This is a genomic window from Salinibaculum rarum, assembly GCF_030505615.1.
GTDB lineage: Archaea > Halobacteriota > Halobacteria > Halobacteriales > Haloarculaceae > Salinibaculum > Salinibaculum rarum.
Genome location: NZ_CP129992.1, coordinates 732,244 through 757,917, shown reverse-complemented (window position 1 = coordinate 757,917; position 25,674 = coordinate 732,244). Strand labels below are relative to the sequence as shown.

General features: G+C 64.8%; 27 protein-coding genes and 2 tRNA genes. 16 read left to right on the top strand and 13 right to left on the bottom strand.

Annotation, left to right across the window (positions count from 1 at the left end):
- Positions 1-15: 15 nt before the first annotated feature.
- The 4 genes from QYL91_RS04155 to QYL91_RS04140 form a co-directional block, all read right to left on the bottom strand.
- Positions 16-783 carry a 2-keto-4-pentenoate hydratase gene (locus QYL91_RS04155; RefSeq protein WP_302082118.1) on the bottom strand — a complete coding sequence of 256 codons (768 nt, stop codon included), beginning with the start codon at positions 781-783 and terminating at the stop codon, positions 16-18.
- Positions 784-973: 190 nt separating this feature from the next.
- Positions 974-1,049 (bottom strand) — tRNA-Arg (locus QYL91_RS04150).
- A gap of 42 nt (positions 1,050-1,091) precedes the next feature.
- Positions 1,092-2,177, bottom strand: a complete 1,086-nt coding sequence (locus tag QYL91_RS04145) for a DUF373 family protein (RefSeq protein ID WP_302082117.1) — start codon at positions 2,175-2,177, stop codon at positions 1,092-1,094.
- A gap of 45 nt (positions 2,178-2,222) precedes the next feature.
- The gene (locus QYL91_RS04140; RefSeq protein WP_302082116.1) at positions 2,223-2,765 is read right to left on the bottom strand and encodes a DUF1684 domain-containing protein; all 543 of its coding nucleotides are present in this window, start codon (positions 2,763-2,765) and stop codon (positions 2,223-2,225) included.
- Positions 2,766-3,004: 239 nt separating this feature from the next.
- Between QYL91_RS04140 and QYL91_RS04135 the strand changes: the two genes are divergently transcribed.
- The 5 genes from QYL91_RS04135 to QYL91_RS04115 all read left to right on the top strand — a co-directional run bounded on the left by QYL91_RS04135 (position 3,005) and on the right by QYL91_RS04115 (position 7,366).
- Entirely contained in the window at positions 3,005-4,396 is a 1,392-nt protein-coding gene (locus tag QYL91_RS04135) for an FAD-dependent oxidoreductase (protein WP_302082115.1), read from the top strand.
- A 57-nt stretch (positions 4,397-4,453) separates the two neighbouring features.
- Complete coding sequence (locus tag QYL91_RS04130) at positions 4,454-5,485, top strand: radical SAM protein (protein ID WP_302082114.1); 1,032 nt, start codon at positions 4,454-4,456, stop codon at positions 5,483-5,485.
- A 56-nt stretch (positions 5,486-5,541) separates the two neighbouring features.
- Positions 5,542-5,838: a hypothetical protein gene (locus tag QYL91_RS04125; protein WP_302082113.1), complete on the top strand. Its 297-nt coding sequence runs from the start codon at positions 5,542-5,544 to the stop codon at positions 5,836-5,838.
- Between the two features lie 222 nt (positions 5,839-6,060).
- Complete coding sequence (locus QYL91_RS04120; protein ID WP_302082112.1) at positions 6,061-6,525, top strand: TRAM domain-containing protein; 465 nt, start codon at positions 6,061-6,063, stop codon at positions 6,523-6,525.
- A 52-nt stretch (positions 6,526-6,577) separates the two neighbouring features.
- Positions 6,578-7,366: an SDR family oxidoreductase gene (locus QYL91_RS04115; protein ID WP_302082111.1), complete on the top strand. Its 789-nt coding sequence runs from the start codon at positions 6,578-6,580 to the stop codon at positions 7,364-7,366.
- Between the two features lie 36 nt (positions 7,367-7,402).
- Here QYL91_RS04115 and QYL91_RS04110 read toward each other — a convergent pair whose 3' ends face one another.
- Entirely contained in the window at positions 7,403-8,017 is a 615-nt protein-coding gene (locus tag QYL91_RS04110; RefSeq protein WP_302082110.1) for a rubrerythrin family protein, read from the bottom strand.
- A gap of 96 nt (positions 8,018-8,113) precedes the next feature.
- Here QYL91_RS04110 and QYL91_RS04105 point away from each other — a divergent pair, with 96 nt between their 5' ends.
- A complete protein-coding gene (locus tag QYL91_RS04105; RefSeq protein ID WP_302082109.1) occupies positions 8,114-8,461 on the top strand; it encodes a DUF5658 family protein in 348 nt (115 codons plus the stop codon).
- A gap of 20 nt (positions 8,462-8,481) precedes the next feature.
- Here the strand turns inward: QYL91_RS04105 and QYL91_RS04100 are convergent, their stop codons facing one another.
- Positions 8,482-9,336, bottom strand: coding sequence for a sulfurtransferase (locus QYL91_RS04100; RefSeq protein WP_302082108.1), 855 nt, complete (start codon positions 9,334-9,336; stop codon positions 8,482-8,484).
- A 254-nt stretch (positions 9,337-9,590) separates the two neighbouring features.
- Here QYL91_RS04100 and QYL91_RS04095 point away from each other — a divergent pair, with 254 nt between their 5' ends.
- Positions 9,591-10,388: a sulfurtransferase gene (locus QYL91_RS04095; RefSeq protein WP_302082107.1), complete on the top strand. Its 798-nt coding sequence runs from the start codon at positions 9,591-9,593 to the stop codon at positions 10,386-10,388.
- Here QYL91_RS04095 and QYL91_RS04090 read toward each other — a convergent pair.
- On the bottom strand, positions 10,385-11,389 hold the full coding sequence (locus tag QYL91_RS04090) for an AI-2E family transporter (RefSeq protein ID WP_302082106.1): 1,005 nt from the start codon (positions 11,387-11,389) through the stop codon (positions 10,385-10,387). The two genes, QYL91_RS04095 and QYL91_RS04090, sit on opposite strands and share 4 nt — an antisense overlap.
- Before the next feature lie 110 nt (positions 11,390-11,499).
- Here QYL91_RS04090 and QYL91_RS04085 point away from each other — a divergent pair.
- Positions 11,500-11,572: transfer RNA gene (locus QYL91_RS04085), tRNA-Pro, on the top strand.
- A 65-nt stretch (positions 11,573-11,637) separates the two neighbouring features.
- Here QYL91_RS04085 and QYL91_RS04080 read toward each other — a convergent pair.
- Positions 11,638-12,198: a hypothetical protein gene (locus QYL91_RS04080; protein ID WP_302082105.1), complete on the bottom strand. Its 561-nt coding sequence runs from the start codon at positions 12,196-12,198 to the stop codon at positions 11,638-11,640.
- Between the two features lie 292 nt (positions 12,199-12,490).
- Between QYL91_RS04080 and QYL91_RS04075 the strand changes: the two genes are divergently transcribed.
- The 7 genes from QYL91_RS04075 to QYL91_RS04045 are packed head-to-tail and all read left to right on the top strand — an operon-like array spanning position 12,491 to position 19,962.
- Positions 12,491-16,504 carry an LAGLIDADG family homing endonuclease gene (locus tag QYL91_RS04075; RefSeq protein WP_302082104.1) on the top strand — a complete coding sequence of 1,338 codons (4,014 nt, stop codon included), beginning with the start codon at positions 12,491-12,493 and terminating at the stop codon, positions 16,502-16,504.
- A complete protein-coding gene (locus QYL91_RS04070; RefSeq protein WP_302082103.1) occupies positions 16,505-16,783 on the top strand; it encodes a DUF7854 family protein in 279 nt (92 codons plus the stop codon).
- A gap of 59 nt (positions 16,784-16,842) precedes the next feature.
- On the top strand, positions 16,843-17,415 hold the full coding sequence (locus QYL91_RS04065; RefSeq protein WP_302082102.1) for a DUF7504 family protein: 573 nt from the start codon (positions 16,843-16,845) through the stop codon (positions 17,413-17,415).
- Positions 17,416-17,445: 30 nt separating this feature from the next.
- Entirely contained in the window at positions 17,446-17,784 is a 339-nt protein-coding gene (locus tag QYL91_RS04060; RefSeq protein WP_302082101.1) for a DUF7855 family protein, read from the top strand.
- Positions 17,781-18,623: a DUF7856 family protein gene (locus tag QYL91_RS04055; protein WP_302082100.1), complete on the top strand. Its 843-nt coding sequence runs from the start codon at positions 17,781-17,783 to the stop codon at positions 18,621-18,623. The genes QYL91_RS04060 and QYL91_RS04055 overlap by 4 nt, the downstream gene beginning before the upstream one ends.
- 29 nt (positions 18,624-18,652) lie before the next feature.
- Positions 18,653-19,306 (top strand): DUF7857 domain-containing protein, encoded by a 654-nt coding sequence (locus QYL91_RS04050; RefSeq protein WP_302082099.1) that lies wholly within the window; start codon positions 18,653-18,655, stop codon positions 19,304-19,306.
- Positions 19,303-19,962: a P-loop NTPase gene (locus QYL91_RS04045; protein ID WP_302082098.1), complete on the top strand. Its 660-nt coding sequence runs from the start codon at positions 19,303-19,305 to the stop codon at positions 19,960-19,962. Before QYL91_RS04050 ends, QYL91_RS04045 begins: the two co-directional genes overlap by 4 nt.
- Here QYL91_RS04045 and QYL91_RS04040 read toward each other — a convergent pair.
- Positions 19,944-20,810: a transcription initiation factor IIB gene (locus QYL91_RS04040; RefSeq protein ID WP_302082097.1), complete on the bottom strand. Its 867-nt coding sequence runs from the start codon at positions 20,808-20,810 to the stop codon at positions 19,944-19,946. The genes QYL91_RS04045 and QYL91_RS04040 overlap by 19 nt on opposite strands.
- 183 nt (positions 20,811-20,993) lie before the next feature.
- Here QYL91_RS04040 and QYL91_RS04035 point away from each other — a divergent pair, with 183 nt between their 5' ends.
- Positions 20,994-21,491: a DUF7858 family protein gene (locus QYL91_RS04035; RefSeq protein WP_302082096.1), complete on the top strand. Its 498-nt coding sequence runs from the start codon at positions 20,994-20,996 to the stop codon at positions 21,489-21,491.
- On the opposite strand, the gene QYL91_RS04030 is transcribed toward QYL91_RS04035, so the two are convergent.
- The 4 genes from QYL91_RS04030 to QYL91_RS04015 all read right to left on the bottom strand — a co-directional run bounded on the left by QYL91_RS04030 (position 21,488) and on the right by QYL91_RS04015 (position 25,672).
- On the bottom strand, positions 21,488-23,701 hold the full coding sequence (locus QYL91_RS04030) for an LUD domain-containing protein (RefSeq protein WP_302082095.1): 2,214 nt from the start codon (positions 23,699-23,701) through the stop codon (positions 21,488-21,490). The genes QYL91_RS04035 and QYL91_RS04030 overlap by 4 nt on opposite strands.
- Complete coding sequence (locus QYL91_RS04025) at positions 23,698-24,219, bottom strand: LutC/YkgG family protein (protein ID WP_302082094.1); 522 nt, start codon at positions 24,217-24,219, stop codon at positions 23,698-23,700. The genes QYL91_RS04030 and QYL91_RS04025 overlap by 4 nt, the downstream gene beginning before the upstream one ends.
- A gap of 69 nt (positions 24,220-24,288) precedes the next feature.
- Entirely contained in the window at positions 24,289-25,020 is a 732-nt protein-coding gene (locus QYL91_RS04020; RefSeq protein WP_302082093.1) for an AAA family ATPase, read from the bottom strand.
- Positions 25,021-25,081: 61 nt separating this feature from the next.
- Positions 25,082-25,672, bottom strand: a complete 591-nt coding sequence (locus QYL91_RS04015; RefSeq protein ID WP_302082092.1) for an AN1-type zinc finger domain-containing protein — start codon at positions 25,670-25,672, stop codon at positions 25,082-25,084.
- Between the last annotated feature and the right edge of the window lie 2 nt (positions 25,673-25,674).

The window sequence follows — 25,674 nt, the reverse complement described above, 5'->3', positions numbered from 1 at the left end:
TTACGCGGTGCGGTCCTACTCGGCGTGTGCGACGACCGAGCCCAGCGAGCCAAAGCGCGCGACGACAGTCTCACCCGCTTCGACCGGTATCGGCTCGGTAATCGACCCCGTACTGACGAGGTCGCCGGCCTGTAGCGTGTTCCCGTGGTCGGGCAACTTCTCTGCGAGCCAGGCGACGGCGTCGGCAGGGTGGCCCAGCACCGCCGCACCGGTCCCCGTTGCCCGGCGCTTGCCGTCGATGAGTACCTCGACGCCTTCGCGTGTGAGGTCGACGTCACCGCCGGTCGTCTGGTCGCCGACGAGCAGCCGGGCTGCGAGTGCGTTGTCGGCAATGGCTGTCGCCGCCGTCACGTCCCAGTCGCGGATTCTGCTGTCGACGACTTCGACGACCGGGACGACGAGTTCGGTCGCGGCGACGACCTCGTGACGACGTACCGGCGGCGACAGGTCCTCTCCGAGCAGGAAGGCGATTTCTGGCTCGATTCGCGGTTCGATGAGCTGGTCTGTCTCGAAGCGGCGATTCTCGCGGACGGTGTCGGCGAGGACGCGTCCGTACGCCGGCGCGTCGACGCCGAGGTCCGACTGGACGGCGTCGCTGGTGAACCCTACTTTGTAGCCGACGGGTGCCCCCTCGTCTCCGCTCCGATGTCGCAAAAACGCGTCCTGTGTCGCGTAGCCGTCTTCGACGGTCAACTCCGAGGGGAGCGTCTCCGGGTCGAGTGGTGTCGCTTCGGTGTACGCCCGGAAGAGACGCTCTCCCAACGCGTCGGTATCGACTGCCATGACTCCCGTTTGGGGAGGATTGACTTACCGGTTTGGTCGCTGTGATAGTTGGAGTGGATACGGGAGGAGAGCGAATCGGGCACGGTGGGATTGTGAACTACGCCCGGCTGCTTTCTCGCTTCGCTCGGGCTCCAGCCGGTCTCGTTCAAATCCCACGGCGCCGTTACTGCTCACTATCGTTCGCAGATAACGGGCACGGTGGGATTTGAACCCACGACCATCGGATTAGAAGTCCGATGCTCTGGTCCGGACTGAGCTACGTGCCCTCACGACTCCGTTATCCGACGAAGGGCAAAAGCAGTGGTGATTCACGCCGCCTCGGGCTCTCGGCCCCACCGCGACTCGACGACGGCAAAGGAGAGCGTGCTTGCCAAGCCCAGCAGCGTTCCGCCGGTGAGCATCAGCGCCAGATAGCCCAGTTCCACCTGTCCCAGAAAGAACGCACTCAGGCCGTGGACCACTGCGGCGATAGCCAGCACGTAGAATGGGGCGTTCAGGTAGCGCCACTCGAAGGTCCCGGAGAGGTACTCGTCGGTGACGCGGCCGAGACTGCTCGTGATGCCGGCCGCGGCAATCCACTGGACAGAACCGGCGGCGACCGCCGCGATACTGACGACGATGCCCGGCGTGGCCGCCCGCGTGGCCTGGAGTTTCTCGAGTGTCTGGAGCCCGCTGGCAGCGCCGATGGTGACCAGCGCCGCCGCGGCGACGTAGGTGATGAGTGTCACGCGGCCGGTAAACAGCGCCGAGCGGGCCCGGGAGACGACGCCGTCCAGCGTCTCCTCCAGGCCGAATCCGCGAGCGAGGATGTACAGTCCCAGCAGTGCCGACGTGATGCCAAAGACCGGGCCGGGAAAGCCCAGCGTCTCCGCGAGAATCGTCAGCGGGTAGATGAGCAACAGGATTCCAAGCGGCACGAGAATCGTCCCGCGGGTCTCGGGGTCGTCGAGCACCTGCTTGATGGTGTAGTACATCGATTCGAGATCCTGGGCCTGGCGGACGACCACGCGGCGGACGCCGTCGATGGGCACCCGCGACCGAATGACCGGGACGACCGATTCGTCCTGTGCGCCGTCGGTGACGACCAGTGCCGTCACGTCTTCGCTGGTCGCAAGTCCCGCGAGCACGCGGTCGAGTTCGTCCCCGACGGCGCGGTTTGCCGCCACGTCCGACCCGTCGACGCCGGTGACTGCGGCAACTTCGACTTCCTCCTCGGTGAGACTATCGTAGAGATGGCAGCCTTCGAAGAGGACGTTCACGTCGCTGTCTTCGGGGTCGGCAGTGGCGAGTGCGACTGCCGCGTCCTCGACGGCCTCGCGTCCGACGACCGGCGTCTCGAGACCGGTCTTCCGGCCGAGGTCGTCGTCGAGGTCGACACACAGCACCAGCAGCATTGTCCGTGGATATGCTGTCCCCGTTTATCTGTTTTCGGGGCCAGCTCAGTGCCCGTCGTCGTAGGCTTTCTCGCCGGCTTCGATGGGAACCTCGAGCCAGTTGTCCATCGGCGGGAGCGGACACTCGTAGCGGTCCGAGTACGCACAGGTGGGGTTGTACGCCTCGTTGAAATCGAGGAGCCACTCCCCGTCGTCGGTCCGGTGGTGCTCCGGTTCGAGGTCGAGGTAGCGACCCGCCCCGTAGGTCTCCTCGCCGCTGGTCTCGTCGCGGAAGGGCACCCACAGACGGTCCTCGTCGGCGTCGGACTTGTACGCCTGCAGGGTGACCGTCTCGCCGTCGACAGTGAACTCGAACTCCCCCCACGCCAGATACTCCTGCTCGCCGTCGGTGCTCGTCCCGACGACGACTGGTTCGGGTTCGTCGTACCGCTCCAGCGGAAGCTCGAACCGGTAGTCGGGGTCGATTGGATAGTACTCCAGCCCGTCGAAGGTCGCCTGCTCGTCATCTGGTAGCGGCGACCGTGGGTCATCGCCGAAGTACCTGTCTTTCTGCTCGCGCTCGTGTTCGATTTGGGCTTGCCAGCTCATCTGTGTGGCTGTGGCTTTGTTCTCTACGCACAAAACTACCTTGCCGACACCTCTGCTTTCGGGCGCTGTCGTCTGCCGGTGGCCCAGCCCGGCCTTACTGTGGGGCGGATGCAGCGCATACGGCCGGCTCGAACGGTAGTGGGTTGCCAGAGTCCCGTGTTTTCTCGTCTTCCTCTCTCCCGGGATAGTATTGTGCTAGTAGCAACATACTTTAGTCGACTCTCGACGAAGGTTCATGTATGTCTGCTCCAGTCGTAGTCGTCGGTGGCGACGCCGCGGGGATGAGCGCAGCAAGCAAGTTCAAACGCGACGCGCCCGACCGAGACGTCGTCGTCTTCGAGAAAGGCGAGTGGGTCTCCTACGGTGCCTGCGGACTGCCCTACTACGTCAAAGGCGACGTGGAGACGCTGGAGGACCTCGTCTCCGTTCCGGCCGAGACGTTCCGGGAGAAGCGCGGTATCGACCTCCGGACGGGCCACGAGGTGACGGCAATCGACCGCGACGCACAGACGGTGACCGTCGCAGGACCGGACGGCACGTTCGAGCAGGAGTACAGCGACCTCCTCGTTGCGACTGGCGCACGCGCGATAGAGCCCCCACTCGACGGGATGGGCCGCGATGGCGTGTTCACGCTCCACGACATGGAGGCGGCCGCGGACATCCGTCGCGCCCTCGGCATCGAGACACCTGCCGCGCGCGAGCCCGCTGAGTCGTCGGTCCCCGACGGTCTCGATTCGGTCGGCATCATCGGTGGCGGATACGTCGGCATCGAGATGGCCGAGGCGTTCGCCCACCACGACCTTGACGTCCACGTCTTCGAGATGCTGCCTCACACGCTCCAGCCATTCGGTGCCGAGGCCGCAGCGACCGTCGAGGACCACCTCCGCCAGCAGGGTGTTGACCTCCACCTCGATACGCCCGTCGACGGCTTCCTCGGGGACGATGCCGTCGACGCCGTCGCCGCTGGTGACGTGGAAGTCCCGGTCGACCTCGTGCTTGTCGGGGTCGGCGTCGCGCCGAACACCGAACTGGCCGAGGGTGCTGGCATCGAACTCGGAGAGACTGGCGCTATCGCCACCGACGAGTACGGCCAGACCAACGACGACCACGTCTACGCCGCTGGCGACTGTGCGGAGGCACGAAACGTCGTCACCGGCGAACCCGACCACGTCCCGCTCGCGCTGACGGCCAACCGCGCTGGCCGGGCTATTGGTGCCACGCTCGCTGGCGACCCGACCCCCGTCGGCGAAGTCGCCGGGACGGCCGCGCTGAAGGCCTTCGACCTCGAAGTCGCCCGGACCGGTATCACCGACGAGAAGCGCGCCCGCGAGGCCGGCTTCGACCCCGTCAGCGTCACCATCGACGCCCCTTCCCGTGCTCACTACCACCCCGGCGGCAGCGAGATTCAGGTGACGCTGTTCGGTGACCGCGAGACGGGCCGCGTCCTCGGTGCCAGTCTGGCCGGCCGCGAGGAGACGGTCAAGCGCGTCGACACCGTCACTGCTGCCCTCTACGCCGAGATGACCGTCCAGCAACTCTCCTATCTCGACCTGGCGTACGCGCCACCGTTCAGTCCCGTCTGGGACCCCGTGCTGACCGCGGCGAAGGTGCTCGCGGGCAAACTCGAATGACCGGTTCGACACGAAACACACGTCTTTTGACGATTGGACCTGTATGTGGGGTACTGAATGATTTCGAAGGGCTGTGAACAGTGTGCGAAAGGCGGCAAGATGGTGCTTTTCGTCTACGGGTACTGCGACCAGCGCGACTGTTTCTACTGCCCGCTCGGTGAGAATCGCAAGAACGTCACCGACGTCTACGCCAACGAACGCAAAGTCGAGCGCGACCAGGACATCATCGACGAGGCAAAGCGGATGGACGCACTCGGCTCTTCGATTACCGGCGGCGAACCACAGGAAGTCCTCGAACGGACCTGTCGCTATCTCTCCCTGCTGAAAGACGAGTTCGGCGAGGACCACCACACCCACCTCTACACCGGGATTCCAGGCGGTCGGGAGAACATGCGCCGCCTGTCCGAGGCCGGCCTGGACGAAATCCGATTCCACCCGCCGCTCGAACAGTGGGGTGACCTCCACGGCACGGAGTGGGAGGATATCCTCTACATCGCCCGCGAAGAGGGACTCACCCCGGCCTTCGAGATTCCGGGCATCCGCGCCGAGGAGGAGTTCCTCGAATTCTTGGACGAGGGCGCAGCCGAGTTCTGTAACATAAACGAGTTCGAGATGAGCGACGGGAACTTCCGTCGGATGCAAGAGGAGGGCTTCGACCGCAAGGAGGGCCACATGAGCGCCGTCGAAGGCAGCCACGAGATTCTGGAGACGATGGGCGACCACGAGAAGGTCTACTTCTGTACCTCGGTGTTCAAAGACGCCGCCCAGCACCGAAATCGCCTGAAGCGGATGGCCGAGCAGGTTCGCCGCCCCTTCGACGAGGTGACCGACGACGGCACGCTCGTCTACGGGAAGACGTGGGTCGATGCCGAACGCTTCAAGCAGCTCGGCGTCCCCGACGAGTTCTATGTCGAAAAGAGCGACCACCTCGAACTCGCGTGGTGGCTGCTTGAGGAGATGGTCGGCGAGGGCGACCTGCCGAAAGGCGAAATCGTCGAGCAGTATCCCACCGCAGACGGCACCGTCGTCGAGCGGACGCCGGTGGCACCAGCCGAGTCCGGCGTCGAGGAGTCGGCGTCGGCGGACTGACACTGCCCGAGTGCGTGTCACAACGGTTGTATCGGTGGACCCGCTACGCTCAGTCAATGTATCTCTCCCATCCTGTCCGGCGTATCCGTGAGGACCCAGACAAGAGCGAGACTATCACGCTCCGGGTCACCGCCGTCGACGACGAGGCGGCAGACGAACTCGCCGACTGTATCGACGAGTTCGGTGTCGTCGAGGAACGGCTTCGGTTCGCCGGTCTGCGTGTCACACTTCCGCAGGTGAACGTCGAGGAGGTGTGTACCCTCGAAGGAATCGAGTCCATCGAGACGGGGAATACAGTCTCTATGGATTTCGACACACCCGAAGATGCCGACTACGACAGTACGTGTCGGTAGCGGTGCGGTTGCGGTGTGGAGAGCTAAAGAGCGGTGGCGGTGCTGTCGCTGTGCGGTAATCACTACGATAGCACCCGCGAGCGCGCTACCGCACGCGAGCGGTGTTTTTCGCCCACGTTTTTGCCGGGAGGGTGCGGTGTGCGCTCGGAGAGCGCACCCGACACCCGACCGGGAAAAAGGTGGAGCGTTAAGGTTTAATCCGCCCCCTGATTAGAGCGTTCCATGGCTGACTGTCCAATCGCCGACGATTGCCCCAGTTTTTCCGAGCGAATTGAGGGTATGGGGTGTCAACACTACGGCGACCGGGGTGGGGCGGAGTGGTGCAATCACTACAACCAGCCCATCGAGGACCTCAAGTCCCAGCCAGTCAAGGCCGGCCAGGAAGTCGTCATCGACGTCGAGGACATCCACGAGAGCGGTGCTGGCGTCGGGCGGACCGAGGACGGCTTCATCATCATGGTCGACGGCGTCTTGCCGCCGGCCCGGTCACGCGTCGAAGTGACGAAAGTCCACTCGAATCACGCCCGCGCCGACGAACTCGAACGCCTCGAACTCGACGACGAGGAGGCAGACGAGGACGACGACGGGGACGAGGCCGAGACTGACGCCGAACCTGAGGAGGCCGACGAAGAGGAAGACGACGAGGGGCCACGCCTGGGCAGTCGCGACAACTTCTGGGGCAACTGACGCCCCGCTCGCCGACCATCGCTATTTAGGATTTCTCACCCGTTGGTCCGGTATGGACCTCGAACTCGCCGACTCGGCAGTCCTGTGTACCGCAGCCACGAGCGGCCTCGGCCTCGCGAGCGCGACGGCGTTTGCTCGGGAAGGTGCGGACGTGGCGGTCTGTGGACGGACGACCGCACACGTCGACGATGCCCGGGAGACACTCCAGGCGGCCGGCAGCGGTGACGTACTCGCCGTCGAAGCAGACATCACGGACCCGGACCACGTCGCGGCGTTCGTCGAGCAAACGGCCGAGGCGTTCGGCGGCATCGACCACGTCGTCACCAGCGCCGGCGGCCCGCCAAGTGGCCCGTTCGGAGAGATGGCCGACCGCGACTGGTACCGGGCCTACGACATGCTCGTGATGAGCGTCGTCTGGACGCTCAGAGAGGCTGTCCCACATCTTCAGGAGTCCGAGGCTGGCACGCTGGTCGCGATTACGTCCCGGACCGTCAGGGAGGTCCGGGAGGGATTGCTCCTGTCGAATGCCGTCCGCCGGGCGGTCGTCGGACTCGTCAAGACCGTCTCCCGGGAGATGGCGCCGGATATTCGTGCCAACGCCGTCTTGCCGGGCGCTCACGAGACGGCACGCATCGAGGAACTCATCGAGGCCGCCGTCGAGCGCGGTGACGTCGACGACTACGACGCCGGCTATCGGGACTGGGCGGAGGACGTGCCACTCGGGCGTATCGGCGACCCGCAGGAACTTGGCGACGTGGTCGCGTTTCTGTCGAGTCCACGCGCCAGTTTCGTCAACGGCGCGGCGCTGGCCATCGACGGCGGGTCGATGCGAAGCGTCTGAGACGGTCGGACCGGCTGCTGGCGTCGAGACGACTGCTTAACAGACCGGCTTCGGGTTCACGCCGAGGTCTTCGAGCGTCTCGAAGTACTCGTCGTACGCCGCCTCGACGGCGCTGGTCGCGGCCGTCTCCGCACGCTCCCAGTCGCCCTCGTTCTCACAGGCCGCCTCGAGTGCATCGAGTGCGCCCTCGCGGGTCGCCTCGTAGTTGTCGCCGAACCCGCGGAACAGACTCGCCGTCTGGGGGTCTGCCTGGCCGGTGAAAAAGCCGGTACACTGGCTCGCTTTCTCCTCGGTGACGAGCGTCCAGCCGACGAGGCCGCCGAGACGCTCGACGACTCCGGGAAGTCCCCGGATGAATTCGACGACTGCTGGTGGGGTCCCCGGTTCGTGGTCGTCGAGTTTCCCCGCGATGCTCTCGTAGTGGTCGCGCTCGGCCTCGGTGGCGTCCGCGAAGGCCCCCTCTACGTCGTCGTCGGCCCAGCCCTCGAACGTCTCGGCCGCGTGGTGGGCGTTGTCGGCCGCCGCCGTGAGGACGGCGTCCGACTCCATCTCGCCCTCGGTGTCGGCGTAGAGTGACTTCGAGGAGCCAAGGCGGGAAAGCTCCGTCTTCGTTGCTGTCTGGACTGCTTCGACGAGGTCGCTACCGTTCATATCCACGCTGTCGGCTGGGCCGTGCTTGTAACCATCGTCCTCGGCCGGTCGGTGGGCCGTTTTATTATCTGTGGGACCGTCTTCGTCGAGGCACAGATGGCTCCCGATTCTGTCGGTACCGGCTGGTTCTCTGACCACGTCCGCCCGCTCTCGGACTCCGATGCCGTGCTCTGGACTGTGGTCATCGTCGTCTCCGTCTTCGACATCGTTACCACAATCGTCGGCATCGCCCGCGGCGCAAGCGAAGCCAATGCTATCGCCGTGGCCTTTCTCGAAACCTACGGTACGTCAGGCGTCGGCCTGCTCAAGTTCTCCGCGCTGCTCCTCGTTGCGCTGCTGTGGTGGCGCTTGCCCGACCGCTATGCCAGCGTCGTCCTTCTTTCGTTCGCGCTCGTCTCGCTGCTGGTCGTTGCACTCAACGCGCTCACGCTCGTGACGCTGTAAAAACGGAAGAAATCGACCGCTTAATTACCTTTTTCGATGGGTGCGCCGACGAGGTTGCCCCATTCGGTCCAGGAGCCGTCGTAGTTGACGGTATCTTCGTAGCCGAGCAGTTCGTGGAGTGCGAACCAGGCGACCGACGAGCGCTCGCCGATGCGGCAGTAGGCGACGGTCGTGCCGTCACCGTCGATGCCTTCCTCGGCGTACAGCTCCTCGATTTCGTCGGCCGATTTGAACGTCCCGTCGTCGTTGGTGACGGCGGCCCACGAGATGTTCTTCGCGCCGGGGATGTGGCCGCCACGCTGGGCGGTCTCCTGCAGGCCCGGGGGTGCGAGAATCTCGCCGGAGTACTCCTCGGGCGACCGGACGTCGACGAGTGGAAGGCCACGCTCGATTGCGTTCTCGACGTCGTCGCGGTAGGCGCGGATGGACTCGCGCGGACCGGCGGCGTCGTACTCGACTTCCGAGAACTCGGGGACTTCCTCGGTGAGCGGGTAGTCGTTTTCGACCCAGTAGTCGCGGCCACCGTCGAGGAGCTTCACGTCGTCGTGGCCGTAGTACTTGAACTGCCAGTAGGTGTAGGCGGCAAACCAGTTTGCGTTGTCACCGTACAGTACCACCGTGGAATCCTCGCTGATGCCGTGACTGCCAAGGAGGTCCTCGAAGTCCTCCTTCGTGAGAATGTCCCGTGTGGTCTGGTCTTGCAGTTGTGTCTCCCAGTTGAAGCCGATTGCACCGGGGGCGTGACTGTCGTCGTACAGCTCTGTGTCGACGTCGACCTCGACCAGCCGGTGGCCGGGGTCGTCGCTCTCGAACTTGTCGAGGTTGTTCTCGACCCAGTCCGCAGAGACGAGAACGTCGTTGGCGTAATCGCTCATGATTGCGTTCCTCTATACACACCCCACCCATATATTCCTACGACTCTCGGCATGTCCCGCCACTCCTCCCCTTCCCCGGCATAACCTGCCGCATTATTGCCGGGTCGTTGCTCGAACGGTGCTGTCCGGAGAGTGTCGTCTCCGGCTTCCGGCACTCGGTGGGAATTGGGGCGCCATCTACCGGAGATTGTTGCCACTGTCTTCGATGTTCCCAGAGAGACATCTTCAAACCGGTCGCTCCGTAACTGCTTCCAATGACTGACTTCGTCGTTTCGCCAGCCTGGCTGGCCGACAATCTCGACAGCGTTCGCGTCGTCGACGTGCGCGACGCCTGGGAGTACGACGGTATCGGCCACGTCCCGGGCGCTGCCAACGTCCCCTTCGACTCGTTTCGCGCCGACGAACACGCCGCCGAAACCGGCGAGGGAAGCGGCATGCTCCCCGGCGAAGACGCCTTTGCCGCACTGATGTGTGACGCAGGCATCACGCGGGAAGACGACATCGTCGCCTACGACGACCACCACGGCGTCTTCGCCGCTCGCTTTCTGGTCACTGCCGAACTGTACGGCCACCCGGTCGACCGACTGCACCTGCTCGACGGCGATTTCAGCGCGTGGCAACTCGACTACGAGACGACCGGCGAGGCGCCCGACCCCGACCCGAGCGACTACGAGGTGCGCCCGCTCGAATCGACGCCGCTGGTCGACGCCGACGCCGTCGCCGCGGCCACCGACCACCCCGAGACGGTCATCGTCGACACACGCGAGCAGTCAGAGTACGACGAGGGACACATCCCCGGTGCAATCCGACTGGACTGGCGGGAACTCGTCGACGACGAGACCCGGGGTCTCAAACCCGACTCGGAGATTCGAGCGATTCTCGACGAGGCTGGTATCGTGCCAGAAAAGCGCATCTTGCTGTACTGCAACACCGCCCGCCGCATCAGTCACACCTACGTCGTCCTGCGACACTTCGGCTACGAGAACCTCGCGTTCTACGAGGGGAGTCTCACCGAGTGGAAAGCCGCTGACCGACCGGTCGAGTCGACCTAGTCGAGTTGCTGCTGGACCGTCGGCGACTCCGCTGTGAGCAACGAGACGGCCTCCGCGAGCAACGCGACGACGACGGGGCCGGCGACCAGTCCTACCAGCCCCACCGAGAGGACACCACCGGTGAACCCGACGAAATAGAGGCTGCCCGGCATCCCAGTGGTCAGTCGCGCGAGACGCGGGCGGATGAGCGCGTCCGGGAGGAAGCCGATGACGACAAAGCCCAACACGAGTATCGTTATCGCGCCGGCCACGTCGTTGGCGAGTATCTCGATTGCCGCGAGGACGACGACGAGCACGCTCGGACCGAGAATCGGGATAAACTGTAAGATGCCGCTGACGACCGCGAGGGTAAACGCCGAGTCGTATCCCAGCGCGAGGAAGACGACGTAGCCGATGAGGAAGGTGCCGACGGAGACGGCCGCCTGGAGGACGTAGATAGCGTACAGAATCGACTGCGTGCGCTCGTGTAACGCGGAGACGATGTCGCGGTACGCTGTCGGGACGGGACGGAACATCGCTCGCCTGACCTGCTGGGGCCGGAGCAAGAGTGCGTAGACGACCAGCGTGAAGATAAACACCTTCAGTGCCAGTGCCGGGGCCGCCTGCACGAGTCCGACCGCGACGTCGCCGGACAGATCACGAGCGGTCACGAACAGCGACGCGATGTCTATCGTATAGCTAAACTCCCCGACCGAGACCGGGATTGTCTCGGGGAGTTGTTGGAGCGAATCGAACAGCTGTCCGCGGCGCAGATACAGCGCGGCAAACAGCGGCAACACGAGCACGAGGCCAGTGATGAAGGCACTGGCAGTACAGATTGCCGCCGCCAGCCGAGCGCCCGTGCCGTGTGCCGACAGCCACTGGCGCAGTGGATAGAGTATGTACGCGACAGTAATCGCGAAAAAGACCGTCGGCAGGACTTCCCAGAGAATCGCCGCCGCGACCAGCGACGCGACTCCGAGCAGCCCCACGAGTACCGTCTGCCGACGGACCGTTACCACGACCGGAGTCTCACGGCCCAGCGAGTAAATTGTTACGTCCCGCGACCCTTACCCATCTCCCACGCTCGCAACGAAACGCTTTACTCTGTGACGGTGGCATAGATGCATACGGGATCGTGGGTTAGCCTGGTATACTTCGGGCCTTGGGTGCCCGTAACCCCGGTTCAAATCCGGGCGATCCCATTATATTTTGCGGCGAGCGAGCCTGCGAACGGCAGTACTCCGGACCGCTCTACCGACAGTACGGCCTATATCCGTGAGAAGTTCTTGTCGGGATAGACGTATCCGTCGTCGATGTCGACCATATCGAGTGTCGCGAGGCGGTCGAGTCGGTCCGCAGCAGTATCCCGCGAGACGCCCAACTCCGCTGCCCGCGCGAGTACCTGCTCGCGAGTGGGTACCGATTCGATGAGTCCGTATTCTTTGGTGACCGTCTCCTCGTTGATGATGGCTTTCAGGATTGCGTCGTGGTCGCGCTTGCTCGGCGTCCGGCCGCTCCCGGTCCACTCGACGGTCAGCGTCCCGTCGGTGTTGACGTGGGAGACGGCGAACCCGTGCGGGAGCGTGCTGGTCAGTGCGGCCACCATCGCCGCCCGGTCGAGCCGTGCTGCGAACCGGAACGTCCCGTCTGACGGCGACTCTCCGGCTGTCTCGACGTTCGTCCCCTGTTCTGTCACTGCCTGTTCGACACACTCGGCCAGTTTCGTCCCGATTTCGTCGGCCAACTCGTCCCGTTCCCGGGCCGCCTTCGCGGCGTCGTCGGTGACCGCTTCCAGCCGTTCCATCCGCTCGGGTACCGAATCACTCATACGATGATAACTGGCCGCCAGTGGATTAATTCCATGGCTCCAGCCGTTACCCCTCTCTTTCCACTGTCGTCCGACTGCAGTCTGCTGGTTTTCTCACTTGATGGCCACTTTCACTCCGGTGGGTGTGACCGAATCCCAACGTGCTCTGTCTTCGCGTCTGCTACACCCGATACCCACCCCTTCGCTTCGCCACCGACCGCCGTGCAGTCCGTGGGTTTCTCGATGCCGGAATCACTTCCACTCCCGTTTGCGAACCTTCTTGAACGAAGGGCAACTAAGCCTTGCTCACCAGATGGCTCGCGCGGACGACACCGAACTCATCGACACTTTCGAGGAGTTCTACCGGAACTACTACCGCAACGCAATCGGGGAACTCGCCCAGAAGTACCCGACCGAGCAGAAATCTCTCTTCGTCGACTGGGACGACCTCTACCGGTTCGACCCGGACCTCGCCGACGACTTCCGGAACAAGCCCCAGCAGCTCAAAGAGTACGCCGAGGAAGCGCTTCGTCTCTACGACCTGCCCGTCGACGTCTCGCTCGGGCAAGCCCACGTTCGCGTCCAGAACCTGCCCGAATCGACGGGCATCCGCCAGATTCGCGCCGACCACCGTGGCTCGCTCATCTCCGTCAAAGGCATCGTCCGCAAGGCGACGGACGTCCGCCCGAAGATTACCACCGCGGCCTTCGAGTGCCAGCGCTGTGGCACGCTCACTCGCATCCCCCAGACCGACGGCGACTTTCAGGAACCTCATGAGTGCCAGGGCTGTGAACGCCAGGGTCCGTTCCGCATCAACTTCGACCAGTCGGAGTTCATCGACGCCCAGAAACTCCGCATCCAGGAATCGCCCGAGGGACTCCGCGGCGGCGAGACGCCCCAGAGCATCGACGTGAACATCGAGGACGACATCACCGGCCAGGTGACCGCCGGCGACCACGTCGAAGTGACCGGCATCCTCAAACTCGAACAGCAGGGCAACGACCGCGAGAAGTCGGCCATGTTCGACGTGTACATGACCGGCCTCTCGGTGTCCATCGAGGACGAGCAGTTCGAGGACATGGACATCACCGACGAGGACAAGAAGGAAATCGTCGAACTCTCGAACGAATCCGGTATCTACGAGAAGATGGTCGGCGCGATTGCGCCCTCCATCTACGGCTACGAGAAACAGAAGCTGGCGATGATTCTCCAGCTCTTTTCGGGTGTCACCAAACACCTCCCCGACGGCTCACGGATTCGTGGCGATTTGCATATGCTTCTGATCGGTGACCCTGGTACGGGAAAGTCGGCCATGTTACAATATATCCGACAAATAGCCCCCCGGTCAGTGTACACCTCCGGGAAAGGCGCATCCTCGGCGGGTCTTACTGCTGCTGCGGTCCGCGATGACTTCGGCGACGGCCAGCAGTGGACGCTCGAAGCCGGTGCGCTCGTGCTAGCCGACAAGGGAATCGCGGCGGTGGACGAACTCGACAAGATGGAGTGTGTCACGGGCGAGACGCTCGTTCACACGGGAGACGGTATCGTCCCTATCCGTGAGCTGACGCTCGCTGCCGACCCCGACGGCGATGTCGAGTACCACGAGAAGGGACGGTCGCTTCGGGACGTCGACGCCACGGTCTGGACGATGACCGACGATGGACAATTGACGACACGCGACGTGACGGCGGTTCACGAGTACGAGGCACCGTCTGCACTTCGCGACGTGACGCTCGAATCCGGCGAATCGGTGACTGCGACCGCCGACCACCCGTTCTTCGTCCTTGACGAGGGACGACGGACGGAGACGCCGGCGGCCGGACTGGAACCTGGGGACTGGGTGTACGTCCCCGATTCGGTTCCCACCCCTGCGTCGGATGGCGGGGCCGTCGCTGCATCTGCGGACGGTGCTAAGACCTCGCTCTCTCAGAACCCACCAGCGCTCGGTGCGCTCATGGGGTACATCGCGGGTGACGGCAACGTCTACTACAACCGCGAGGAGGGAAGCTACGGCATTCGCTTCACAAACGCCGAAGAAGAACTGCTGGCCGACTTCGAGCGCGCATGTCGCGAGGTGTTCGACGCGACACCGGTCCGTCACCCGAGCGAACAGCGCTCCGACGGCGTCGAGACGGTTCGACTCCACGGGAAAGCGTACGTCGACGAGTTGCTCGCGGCTGGATTGAACCTCGAAACCTACGAAGGAAAACGAGTTCCAGCAGCAGTGTTACAGGGAGACGACGACGTGAAGACGGCGTTCCTGCGTGCGCTCGCCGACGCCGAGGGCAACGTTGACGATAGCAAGGTAGCCATCTTCTCGGCGAGTTACGAACTCCTGCTCGGCGCGAAGATGCTCCTCTCCGAGTTTGGCGTGACCAGCCAGATACAACACAGAGAACGGACTGAAGGGCGAGACCTCTACGTTCTCGCGATTACTGTAGCCGACTCACTGTCGGCGTTCAACCGCCACGTCGGATTCACGCTAGACCGGAAACAGGACGCACTCGACACTGTCTGCGAAAACGCCGCCGGTGACCGCACCATCCTCGATGTCCTGCCGGAGTGTGGTGACCTGTTCGCGCAGGCACGCGACTCGCTCCGACTACACCAGTCTGAGTGTGGACTGCAAGACACGACTTACTGTAACTTCGAGAACGGCGATGCGAACTTCTCACTTCAGAAGGCAGCGCGCGTGCTCGAGCGGTTCGAAGCCCGACGCGAGCAAGCAGTAGCAGACCGCGAGACCCTCTCGACTCCCTGTTCGTGGGACCGACTCGCGCCGCTCAAAGACCGGTATCACGTCGCCCAGCACGAACTCGCGGACGGGACATCGTATTCCCAGCAGCAGGTCTCGGGAAGATGGGGTAGCGACGAGACGCTCAAAACGACGGTCCGGCACGCGCTTCGGGATGCTGTCAGTACCGCGGCCGAGACCGACCTCGATTACCTCCGTGACCTGGTTCGGGGCGACGTGAAGTGGCGGCGGGTGGCGGACGTCGAGAAAACCGATCCGTCTGTCGACGACGGTCGTCTCGAAGTCCTTCGTCAGCGCCTCGTTGACCTCCTCGGGACTGGTGAGGCTGACGTCGAAACTCGGGCGACCGACTTACTCGATACCGAGTCGAGTGCCGACTCGTGGCGTGCTCTCAGAGCGGAACTCGACCGTCACGGGATCTCGCTGCAGCGTCTTGCAGACCACATGGATGTCGCCGGGTCGACCGTTTCGCGGTGGTTCAACGGCGTCATCGACGGTGAATCGTTCGATACTGTTCGAGCGGTTGCCCTCAATCGTATCGAGAGCAAGCGCAGGCGGATTCGAACGCTCCTGTCTGAACTCGAGGAACGCCGCGACCCGAAAGTGTACGACCTCACTGTCGATGGTACCCACAACTTCCTCGCGAACGGGATGGTCGTCCACAACTCCGACGACCGTTCTGCGATGCACGAAGCACTAGAACAGCAAAGCATTAGTGTCAGCAAAGCAGGAATAAACGCCACGCTCAAATCTAGATGCTCGCTACTGGGCGCAGCAAACCCGAAATACGGTCGCTTCGATCAGTACGAACCTATAGGAGAGCAGATAAATCTCGAACCTGCACTCATCTCGCGGTTCGACCTTATCTTCACCGTCACCGACCAGCCCGACGAGGAAGAGGACGCGAACCTCGCCGAGCACATCATCCAGACCAACTACGCCGGCGAACTCCACACCCATCGCACGGAGACGAGCGCGTCGAACTACACCGAGGAGGAAGTCGAGACGGTCACCGAGGAGGTCGCACCGACCATCGAACCGGACATCCTGCGCAAATACATCGCCTACGCCAAGCGAAACTGCTTCCCGACGATGACCGAGGAGGCAAAAAGCGAGATACAGGACTTCTACGTGAACCTGCGCTCGCGTGGCTCCGACGAAGACGCCGCCGTGCCGGTCACGGCCCGGAAACTCGAAGCGCTGGTTCGGCTGGCGGAAGCGAGTGCCCGCATCCGGCTGTCGGATACCGTCGAACAGGAGGACGCGGCGCGGTCGGTCGACATCGTCCGGTACTGTCTGGAAGACATCGGGATGGACCCCGAGACGGGCGAACTCGACGCCGACATGGTCGAGACAGGGACCTCCAAGAGTCAGCGCGACCGCATCAAGGACCTGCTCTCGCTCATCGAGAACATCGAAGACGAGTACGACGAGGGCGCGCCGGTCGATGTTATCATCGAGCGCGCCGAGGAGGCCGGGATGGATTCCTCGAAGGCCGAACACGAAATCGACCAGCTCAAACAGAAAGGCGAGGTCTACGAGCCACAGACCGACCACCTGCGAACGACATAGATGGACCGTATCTCTGCACTCCGCAACATCGAGGAAGCGCTGTCGGCCTTCGAGGGCGAGGAGTGTACGCTCCCGGAACTGGAACGGGAAGTGCGGGGCATCCTCCGGACGTACGCGACGGAGTTCGACGACGAGACGCGCGCGTATCGTGCGCGGGGCCCGGCCCGAGTCGACGGGCTGGTCGTTCTTGCGACCTCACGACAGGACGCTCGTGACCGTATCGCCGACCTGCTCTCGGACCCGCCCGAGTTCTCGGTCGAACCGGCCGAGGACGTCTGAATGGGCCAAAACACAAAGCGGTTTAACCGCCAAGGCCGTCCGAAAGACAATACGAACAGATGACAGCAGTCACCGACCAACTCGACGGGGCAACGAACATCCTCCTTGAGGTCCCACCGATGGGGGACGGCAGGGAAGTGTGTACGTCGCTGCTGTCTTCGGGCATCGAGGAGCCGAGCGCCCTCTTCGTCTCGTTTACGCGGCAAGCGAGTGCCTGCCTCGGCCAGTGGGAAGAACACGGGTCGTCGGCACGGAATCTGGGCGTCATCACAGTCGGCGACGGGTCGGCCGATGTCGACCGAGACGATGTCGTCACCGAGACGGTCTCGACGCCGAGTGACCTGACTGGGCTGGGCATCCAGATTGGACAGTTCCTTTCCGAGTGGGAGGCCCCCGTCGTCGTCTGTTTCGACTCGTTGACCTCGCTGTTGCAGTACGTCGACTTCGAGACGGTCTACGAGTTCTTGCACGCGATTACGGGCCAGGTCTATGCGGCCGATGCGCGGGCGCACTTCCACGTCGACCCCGAGGCCCACGACGAGAGCACGGTCGCCGGTCTCACGTCGCTGGTCGACGCCAGCGTCTCGCTGGGCGAGGAGATCCGCGTCCGGACGCGGGACACAATCGAATGATTTAGGCCCGACATCTTCGCAGACGGGCGTGTGCTGCTGGTCATCACCTACTCGCAAGCGGCGCGTCAGACGCTTCGCAACGTCGCCCGCGCTCACGAGGACTGTGTCGTCCGTCACTTCGGCCGGGCGGCGCTGCTCGAGGCGACGGAGTTTGGCGCGTTCCAGGCGCTTCGTCTCCGGGAGAAACACGGGACCGCAGTTCAGGTGGAGTGGACCGAACCGTTCAATGAGTTCGAACGCGTCTCTGCAGGGGTTCGCGAGGCCGCGACGGCCTACGAGGCACGCGAGAAACCGGCGACACCGTACGAGCGCTTTGCCGCCGGTCGTGACCTCCCCGACCCCGACGGGATGCGGGGACGGGAGCTGTGATTTGCGAGGTCGACGGGGCGGTCTCCTGTGGCCGGACGGTGACGCTGTGTGCGTCGGCCGACCCAGAAACCGTCGCCCGTGCTGTCCGCGAGGGCATCGCGAGCGACGGGCAGACGACGGTTCGAGTTCGCGCCCGGCGCCCACACGCGGTCCACGAGCGGGTCGGTGCTGTCCACCCGGAGATGGGGCTTCGTCCCCGGACAGCGCTGGCTGAGGCCGCCCGCGCCCGTGGCCTCTCGACCCCGTTCGACGACGAGATTCGGGCGCGTGCCGAGCGGCTGGCAGACCTGACTATCGAGGACGTCGAGACGGCAGACCAGCGACAAGCCGTGGCCGCGGCGAGCACGGAAACCGAGCGACTCCGGGAGGAGGTCGCACAGACACGCGGTGAACTGATTGCACGGAGGGACCGGGACGACGAGACCGACGGTGTAGCCGAGCGGTTCCGTGACGCCGCCCGGGAGCTCTCGGAAGCCGAGACGACCGCTGTGACAGCCAGGCAGAATCTCACGCGCCGTCGCCGCGAGGCACGGGCCGTCCGCGACCGCCTCGAACAGCGCCTGGCGCTCGAAGACGACCTCGCGAACCTCCGGCGACAGGCACGCGCGGCGCTCGTCGACCGCGTCCGTGACGCGTACGCCTGCGCTGTCGAAGGCGTTCCGGGTGGCCCGGCGCGGGTGACAGACCCCTTCGACGTGGACGCCGTGACGGCGGCACTGGCCGTCGCGCGGATTGCGGCCTTCGACGCGCCGGTCGTGCTTGCGTGTGACCGGTTTCCGAGCGCGCGGGCGGCGAGTGCCTGGCTCGCCACCCCGGTCATCCGCGTCTCCGCACGATAATTTAAATCCGAATCCGAGCCAGACCGCCCATGGTCTCGCTCACCTGTGACACCACGACTGCGGGGGAGGCGACGCTCGTCACCCTCTCGCTTTCGAGCGACGAACCCACCCACGTCCGCGTCGACAACTGCCTCGACGGGCCGGTCTGGCCACCCAGAGAGCAGGGCGTCCCTGCGGCTGGCTGGGACGACGAGGGATTCGCTGGCGTCGTCGATGGAACCCTCGCGCTGGGGTATGCCTGTCCGGCCGACCCCGCCGACCCGCCGGCCCGTCTCGTCGACCAGCGGCCGCCGACCGACGAGGAGACGCCCACTGCACGCAGTCTCGTCCGGGAACTCGGCGACGCTTCCCCGCCACAGGACGCTATCGGCCCGGACACCGGGACACGCCTTCCCGACGCTGACGACTCGGAGACCGATACCGTCCCGCCTGGCGTCGATGACTGGCTCGACGGCGTCACACAGCGACTCGCCGACGCCGACCGTCTCGCCGGTGCGACGTCGGTCGACGAAGCAATCGAGGCCATCGATGCCGTGGGAGGGCCTGAGGAGGTGCGCACACTCCCGGACCGGCTCGCGGCCGACCGGGCGGCCCTGACTGCCGTCGCCGAGCGGTGTGCGACCCTTGCCGACCGCGCGGAGGCGGTCGACCTTCCAGTCGAGACACTCGCCCGCCTGGCATGATTGTGGCAGTCACTGCCGGCAAAGGTGGCGTCGGCAAGTCGACTGTCACGCTGAACCTCGCCGCGGAACTCGACGCCGTCGCCGTCGACGCGGACCTGTCGATGGCAGACCTGCCGGCTGGTCGGGGCCCCGACCTCCACGATGTCCTCGCCGGTCGCGCGGACCCGCTGGAGGCCGTCCACGACGGCGGGCCGGTCTCGTTGCTCCCCTGCGGGCGCTCGCTCGCCGGCGCTCGTGCGACCGACCCGGCTGCACTCGAGGACGTCCTCTCCCGGATTGTGACCAGCTACGGGTGTGTCGTCGTGGACTGTCCCGCCGGGCTCCGCAGTGATGCCGGCGTCCCGTTGCTCGCCGCCGACGCCTGCGTGCTCGTTGCGCGACCGACCGAGCCGGCACTCGCCGACGCGATGCGCGTGCGAGAACTCGCTCGCACCGTCGAGACGCCGCTCGTCCGCGTCGTGTTGAACCGGACCGCCCGGACGGACACGGACGATATCGCCGACGCACTCGGTGCGCCGGTCCTCACCGTGTCCGAATCGGACACGCTCGCCCGCGCACAGCGGGCTGGCCATCCGGTCCGGACAGTCCAGCCGGACTGTCCCGCGGCGGCCCAGTTCGAGAAACTGGCCGACGCCGTTCACTCGACCAGGTCGTAGTACGTCGACCGGAGCGTCACCGGCGTCACGTCTGCGACCGATGCGGCCTCCTTCTGGGTGAGCTTTCGCTCCCCTTCTTGTGCGGCCGTGTAGAGACACGCCGCCGCGACGCCACCGGGGTTGCGGCCGTTGTCGATACCCTCCTCACGGGCGCGCTCGGCGAACTCGCGGGCCCGGCGCTCGACGCTCGTCGGCAGGTCGAGTCTGCTGGCGAAGCGGGCTAGATACTCTTTGGGGTGAATCGGGCCAGTCGGCAGTCCCAGTTCGCAGTTCATCGCGTCGTAGGCCACGTCGAGTTCGTCCCGGCTCGCCCGCGCGGCGTCGACGACCTCGGGGAGGGTACGGGAGACAGAAGCCGTCCGGCAGGTCGCGTACACCGCCGCCGCGGCGAACCCCTCGATAGAGCGTCCCTGTAACAGTCCCTCCTCCTGTGCCGATTCGAAGAGGACACAGGCTCGCTCCTGGATGCTCTCGGGCAGGTCCAGCGCGTTCACGACGTGGTCGATTTCCGTGAAGGCGTAGACGCGATTTCGCTCGGCCTTCGAGGCAATCTGTGTGCGCTTGTGCTGGCGGCGAAGTCGCGCCATCTGGCGGCGCTTCCGTCCCTTCAGGCGCGTCGACCGTCCGATTTCGGTCGAGAGGCCTCTGTCGTGGCGAGAGCGCGTCAGCGGTGCGCCGGTCCGCTCGGGATTGGTCTCGTCCTCGGCGAAAGAGCGCCACTCGGGTCCCGGGTCGATGTTGTGTTCCTCGACCACCAGCCCACACTCCGTACAGACCGTCTCGCAGTCGTCGGCCTGCAGTCGTCCACTACACTCCGGACAGCGCTGTACTGTCGTCGCTGTCGTCATATGCGAACCTTGGCCCGGCTTGCACTTTTAAAACGGAGCCGTTCGGCCGGAATTTGGGGGTGTCGGCTGCGAACTACCTACCGGTGACCGGTCGGTAGTAGAGAACGTCTCCGACCGGTGCCGGTGAGGGCGCTGCGCGGACATCTCGAAGTTTTAAATCCGAAGCGGAACCAGCCTCGACCGATGGGGTTAGACGACATCGCGGCGGGGGTAGAAGTGACGACGGAACAGCGCGACCGGGGCGTCGCGACCGTCGACAGAACCGAGCAATCACTGGCGGCGCGTCTCGACGCCGTGGCGGACGAACTGCCCTGCTCTGGCGAGGCTGCTGCGACTGTCGTCGAGCGCTACGCCGGTGGCGGCAGCATCGGTGTGGCTGCTCGGACTGCCGACGTCGCGCCGATGACCGCCGCGAAGACGCTGCACTTGCTGGGCGAGTCCGTCAGTCCGGTCGGTCCGACCGGACGGGACGTCATCGAGGACTATCTGGCCGGCGAACTGCCCCGAACTGACGCCCGACAGCTCGCCCGCGTCTCCGAGACGGAGTTTGCCCTCGCCGTCTACGTCGAGACCCACGACCCGCTCCCGGAGGCACGGGCAGCCATCGAGGACGCACTTGCAGTCGATGCGGAAACGGACCCGCTGGCAGAAACGAGAAGCGAGACGGCTGATTTGCTCTAACTGGGCGCGATAAACTCGATTGGGTGCTGGTTCGGTCTGTCGAGCAGCGCATCCAGCTGGTCGAGACAGGAGGTCCCGCTTGCCAGTACGGTTCGGTCGCGACCGTCTTCGTCGGTGAACTGCTCACGGATCGGCTCGCCGACGTCCATGCTTAGCTCGTAGTAGTCGGTCTTGTAGCCGAAGGAACCGGCCATGCCACAGCACTCGGTGTCGGAGGTACGCACGTCGTAGCCCAGTTGTCGGAGCACTGTCTCGGTGTACGTGTCGACGCCCAGTGTTCGACCCTGGCAGTGGCCGTGGTAGGCGACGCGGTCGGTGCCGGTGTCGGTCGGGTCGCTGAGCCGACTGGCGTCGGCGCCGTTCTCGATGCGGCCGTAGACGTACTCTAAGACCTCGTAGCTCGCGTCGGCCAGCCGTTTGTGGGACTGCTCGGGCAGGAACTGCTCGTACTCGCGTTCGAACATCGCCAGCGCGCTGGGTTCGACGACGACGATGTCGCGCCCGGCGTCGACGTGTTCGGCGAGTGCGGCGTAGACACCGTGGGCGTGTTTCTCGGCCGTCGCGACCATCCCCTGTGAGAGCGGCGCGCGCCCGCTCGATGGGGCCTCGGGGACGAGCACCTCGACGCCGAGCGCTTCGAGCGTGCGCACGGTGGCTTTCCCGCGCTCCGGCGCGACGCGGTTGGTGTAGAGGTCGGGATACACGACGACCTGTCTCTCGGGGTCGTCGACAGTCGATTCGCGTGTCTCTGCCCACTCCCGAAACGTTTCGCTCGCGAACGTCGGCAGGTCACGGCGCCGGTCGACACCGAGGACCCGCTCCATCGCGGCCCGAGCGACGCCGGTGTCGGCGACCCAGTTCGACAGCGGTGCGGTCGCGTTCCCCACCTTCGCAAGCGTCGAAAAGTTCCCGAAAAAGCGCTTGCGCAGTGAGAGCCCGCCGGGTTCCTCGTCGGGGGTCAGTCCCTCGACCAGCGAGTCGAAGCGGTCGGGGTCGGCGCCACGATTGATGCGGTCGCGGACGACGGTGTTTATCCAGGGGATGTCGATGCCAACCGGACAGGCATCGACACAGCGCGAACAGCCGGTACAGAGGTCGTTGAACTCCGCGGCGGTGTCCTCGCCCTCGATGCCGGCCTCCCAACCGGTCGCGATGCCGCCGGAGTACGTCTCGCCGCCGAAGGCGTGGCCGCCGACCGACTGGAAGTTCCCACAGGAGTTCGAGCAAGCAGAACACCGGATGCAGTACAGCGTCTCGCGCAACTGGTCGTCCTCGCGCATCGCCATCCGGCCGTTGTCGATGAGCACGAGGTGGAATTCCCGGTCGTCGCTGTCGCCGAGTGGCTCCTCGTCGTCGTGGACGGTCGGGGCCCCGACCGGTGGCGTAAACAGCGAGAGATAGGAGGTGATGTCCTGTCCGGTGCCCGAGCGACCGATGAGTTCGACGAACGGCGCGAGGTCCTCGACGCTCGGGATGACTTTCTCGACGCCCGCGACGGCGATGTGGGTGTCCGGGACGGCGACCGTCTTGCGGGCGTTACCCTCGCTCGTGACCAGCGCCATCGTCCCCGAGTCCGCCGTGAGGAAGTTCGCGCCGGTCATTCCCACGTCGGCCTCGAGAATCTGTTCGCCCAGCCGCTCGCGGGCGAAGTGCGTCAGCTCTTTGGCGCTCTCCAGTGGCTCGTCGAGGTCGAACTGCTCGGCGAAGAGGTCGGCAATCTCCTCGCAGGACTTGTGGATAGCCGGCGCGACGATGTGGGAGGGTGCCTCCTCGGCCAGCTGGAGCACCCACTCCCCGAGGTCCGTCTCGACGACGTCGATACCGCCGTTCTGGAGATGTTCGTTGACCTCGATTTCCTCGCTGGTCATCGATTTCGATTTGATGACGCGGTCGGCGTCGACGTTGTCACAGATCTCCCGGATGTGGCGGTTGGCATCGGCCTCGTCCTCGGCGATGTACACCGTACCGCCGTTTTCTTCGACGCTTTCCTCGAGTTTGTCGAGCAACTCTGGCAGGCGCTCGATTGCGTCTTCTTTGATTTCGCGAGCCTCGGCTTTCAGACCCTCGTAGTCGTCGAGTTTGGCAACGGAGTCGTATCGGCCCTGATTGAACCCGCGGGTGTTCCCTGCGACGGCATCGCCCTCCGTTTCCAGCAGGTGGCGGATACGGGCGGCTTTCTCACTCCGCGGTGGGGATTCGCTGGCCGTCATCGGTCCTCCACCACCACGATGTGGACGGCACGCGGGCCATGAGCTCCTTTCACGAGCGCACCCATGTCAGCCGTCGCACTCGGTCCGGTGGCGATGACTGCGTCGGCGCTGTCGGTGCGCATCCACTCGCCGAACTCCTCGAAGGCAGTCGGCATGTCCGGGACGATGTCGCTGGCGGCGACGACGGCGACGTGTGTCTCGCCGAACAGACTCACCGGCTCCTCACCGGCCGTCTCGCGGATGACTACCGACCCGTAGTCGGCGATACCGAGAGCGGCCTGGGTGATGCCCGTCGCTGCCCCCGTTACCTCGGCGCCGTTCGGGTCGAGTGTCACCGGGAGATTCGAGAGCGAGATGCCGTCGATGCCGAGTTCGACGCCGACTGCGGGCTCTTCGAGCAGGTCGGCGAGGACATCTTCGACATCGTCTGCTGTCGTGTGTGTCACTTTCCCGTCGACTCGCTGGGCTGCCTCGGTAAACCTCGACAGGCGGTCGGTTGTCGCATCGTTTGTACTCATCACTCAGTGCTATATAGTGCCACAGACAAGGCTTTACCGCTGTTTTGCGGTATCGTCCGGCGGGGCACCCTAGCCGAGCAGTCCATCGAGTCGGCCACTTGATTCGAACTCGAGTGAGAGTGTCACGTCGAGAGCGGCCTCGGCGGCGTCGGCGACGGCCGGCGCGAACGCCGTCTCGGTGTCCAGACAGGACGGACAGCGCGCGGGGGCTGTCGTCTCTGCGACCGGGACCCGCGCGTCCGCGTCGGTGACGACCGCCTCCTCGTCGGTGAAGTTCGCGAGGACGGCGTCGAGCGATTCGCCCACGTCCTGCAGTCGGCCGGACAGCCGTGCGAGTGCGTCCTCGCCGCGGGCGCTGTCCGGCGTGACCGCGACGATGCGGTCGGCCGCGTTGACCGCCGCGACGGCCTGGTTTGTCGCGACCGGCGGCGTGTCCACGACGACCACGTCGTGTGAGAGCGCGATGGCGGCAATCTGTTTCTCCAGTCGCTCGGCCGCCCCCGCGGTCTTCGCGCGGGCGAGTCGCTCGAACGGCGCTCGCGCCGGATACAGCGACAGTTGGCCGGGCGTCTCCAGACCGGCCGGCTGGACGACCGAGTCCAGTTGCGCGTCGTCTGTGACCAGTGCCGTCACGTCCGCGTCGATGGTCTCCACGTAGTCGGCGAGCCCCTGCGTCTCGTAGGCCGCGTCGACGACGGCCACGTCCCGCCCCGTTCGCGTCAGCGTTGCCCCAATCTCCACTGCGAGCCGCGTCGTCCCGGCGCCGCCGGCCGCCCCGACGAGCGCGAGCGTCCGTGTCATGGGCCTCTCTGCTGCCCTCCCACTGAAAAAAGTACGCGATTTGCTGGCTGCTCGAGATGGCTCAGACAAACCACGCAACCGCCGCACCGACCATAGCCGCTGCAACGTCTTCGACGTAGACGTACGCGAATGTCTCTGTCAGAACAGCCGTTTCGGCGACTCTATAGAATCCGACAACTGGTGTGTCGTACAGCGGTGTGAGTAACGCATTGTACGCCGCGAGTACCACCAGCCCTATTCCGGCCAGTCGAATGGCTGTTCGCGTCGCGGACCGGAGACGAATGCCGAGCACTTCCGACGAGAGTTTCCACCGTCGAACCCGCGACGAACTCGACGACTGTGGCGCTGGGTCCTGTGGACCATCTTTTGTTTCGACTGCCGGCGACGTATCAGACGGGGGCTCTCTGACGGTGCTTCCCGGTGTTGATCGGTCGTCCATCTCCATCGGCTCAGGCGCTTCGACGTCGTTGTTTCGGTCCGTGTGCTGTCCCGAGATGTGGGCTGTCGACTTTCCGCCCTGTCCTGATTCGGGAACGTGCAGTGGACAGTCGTGTTTTTCGGGGAGGCGGTGGTCTCCACAGAACTGCGAGTTGCAGTGTGTACACGTAAACGGGTGGTCGACCTCGGTACCACAGTGAGCACACGTTGCCATCT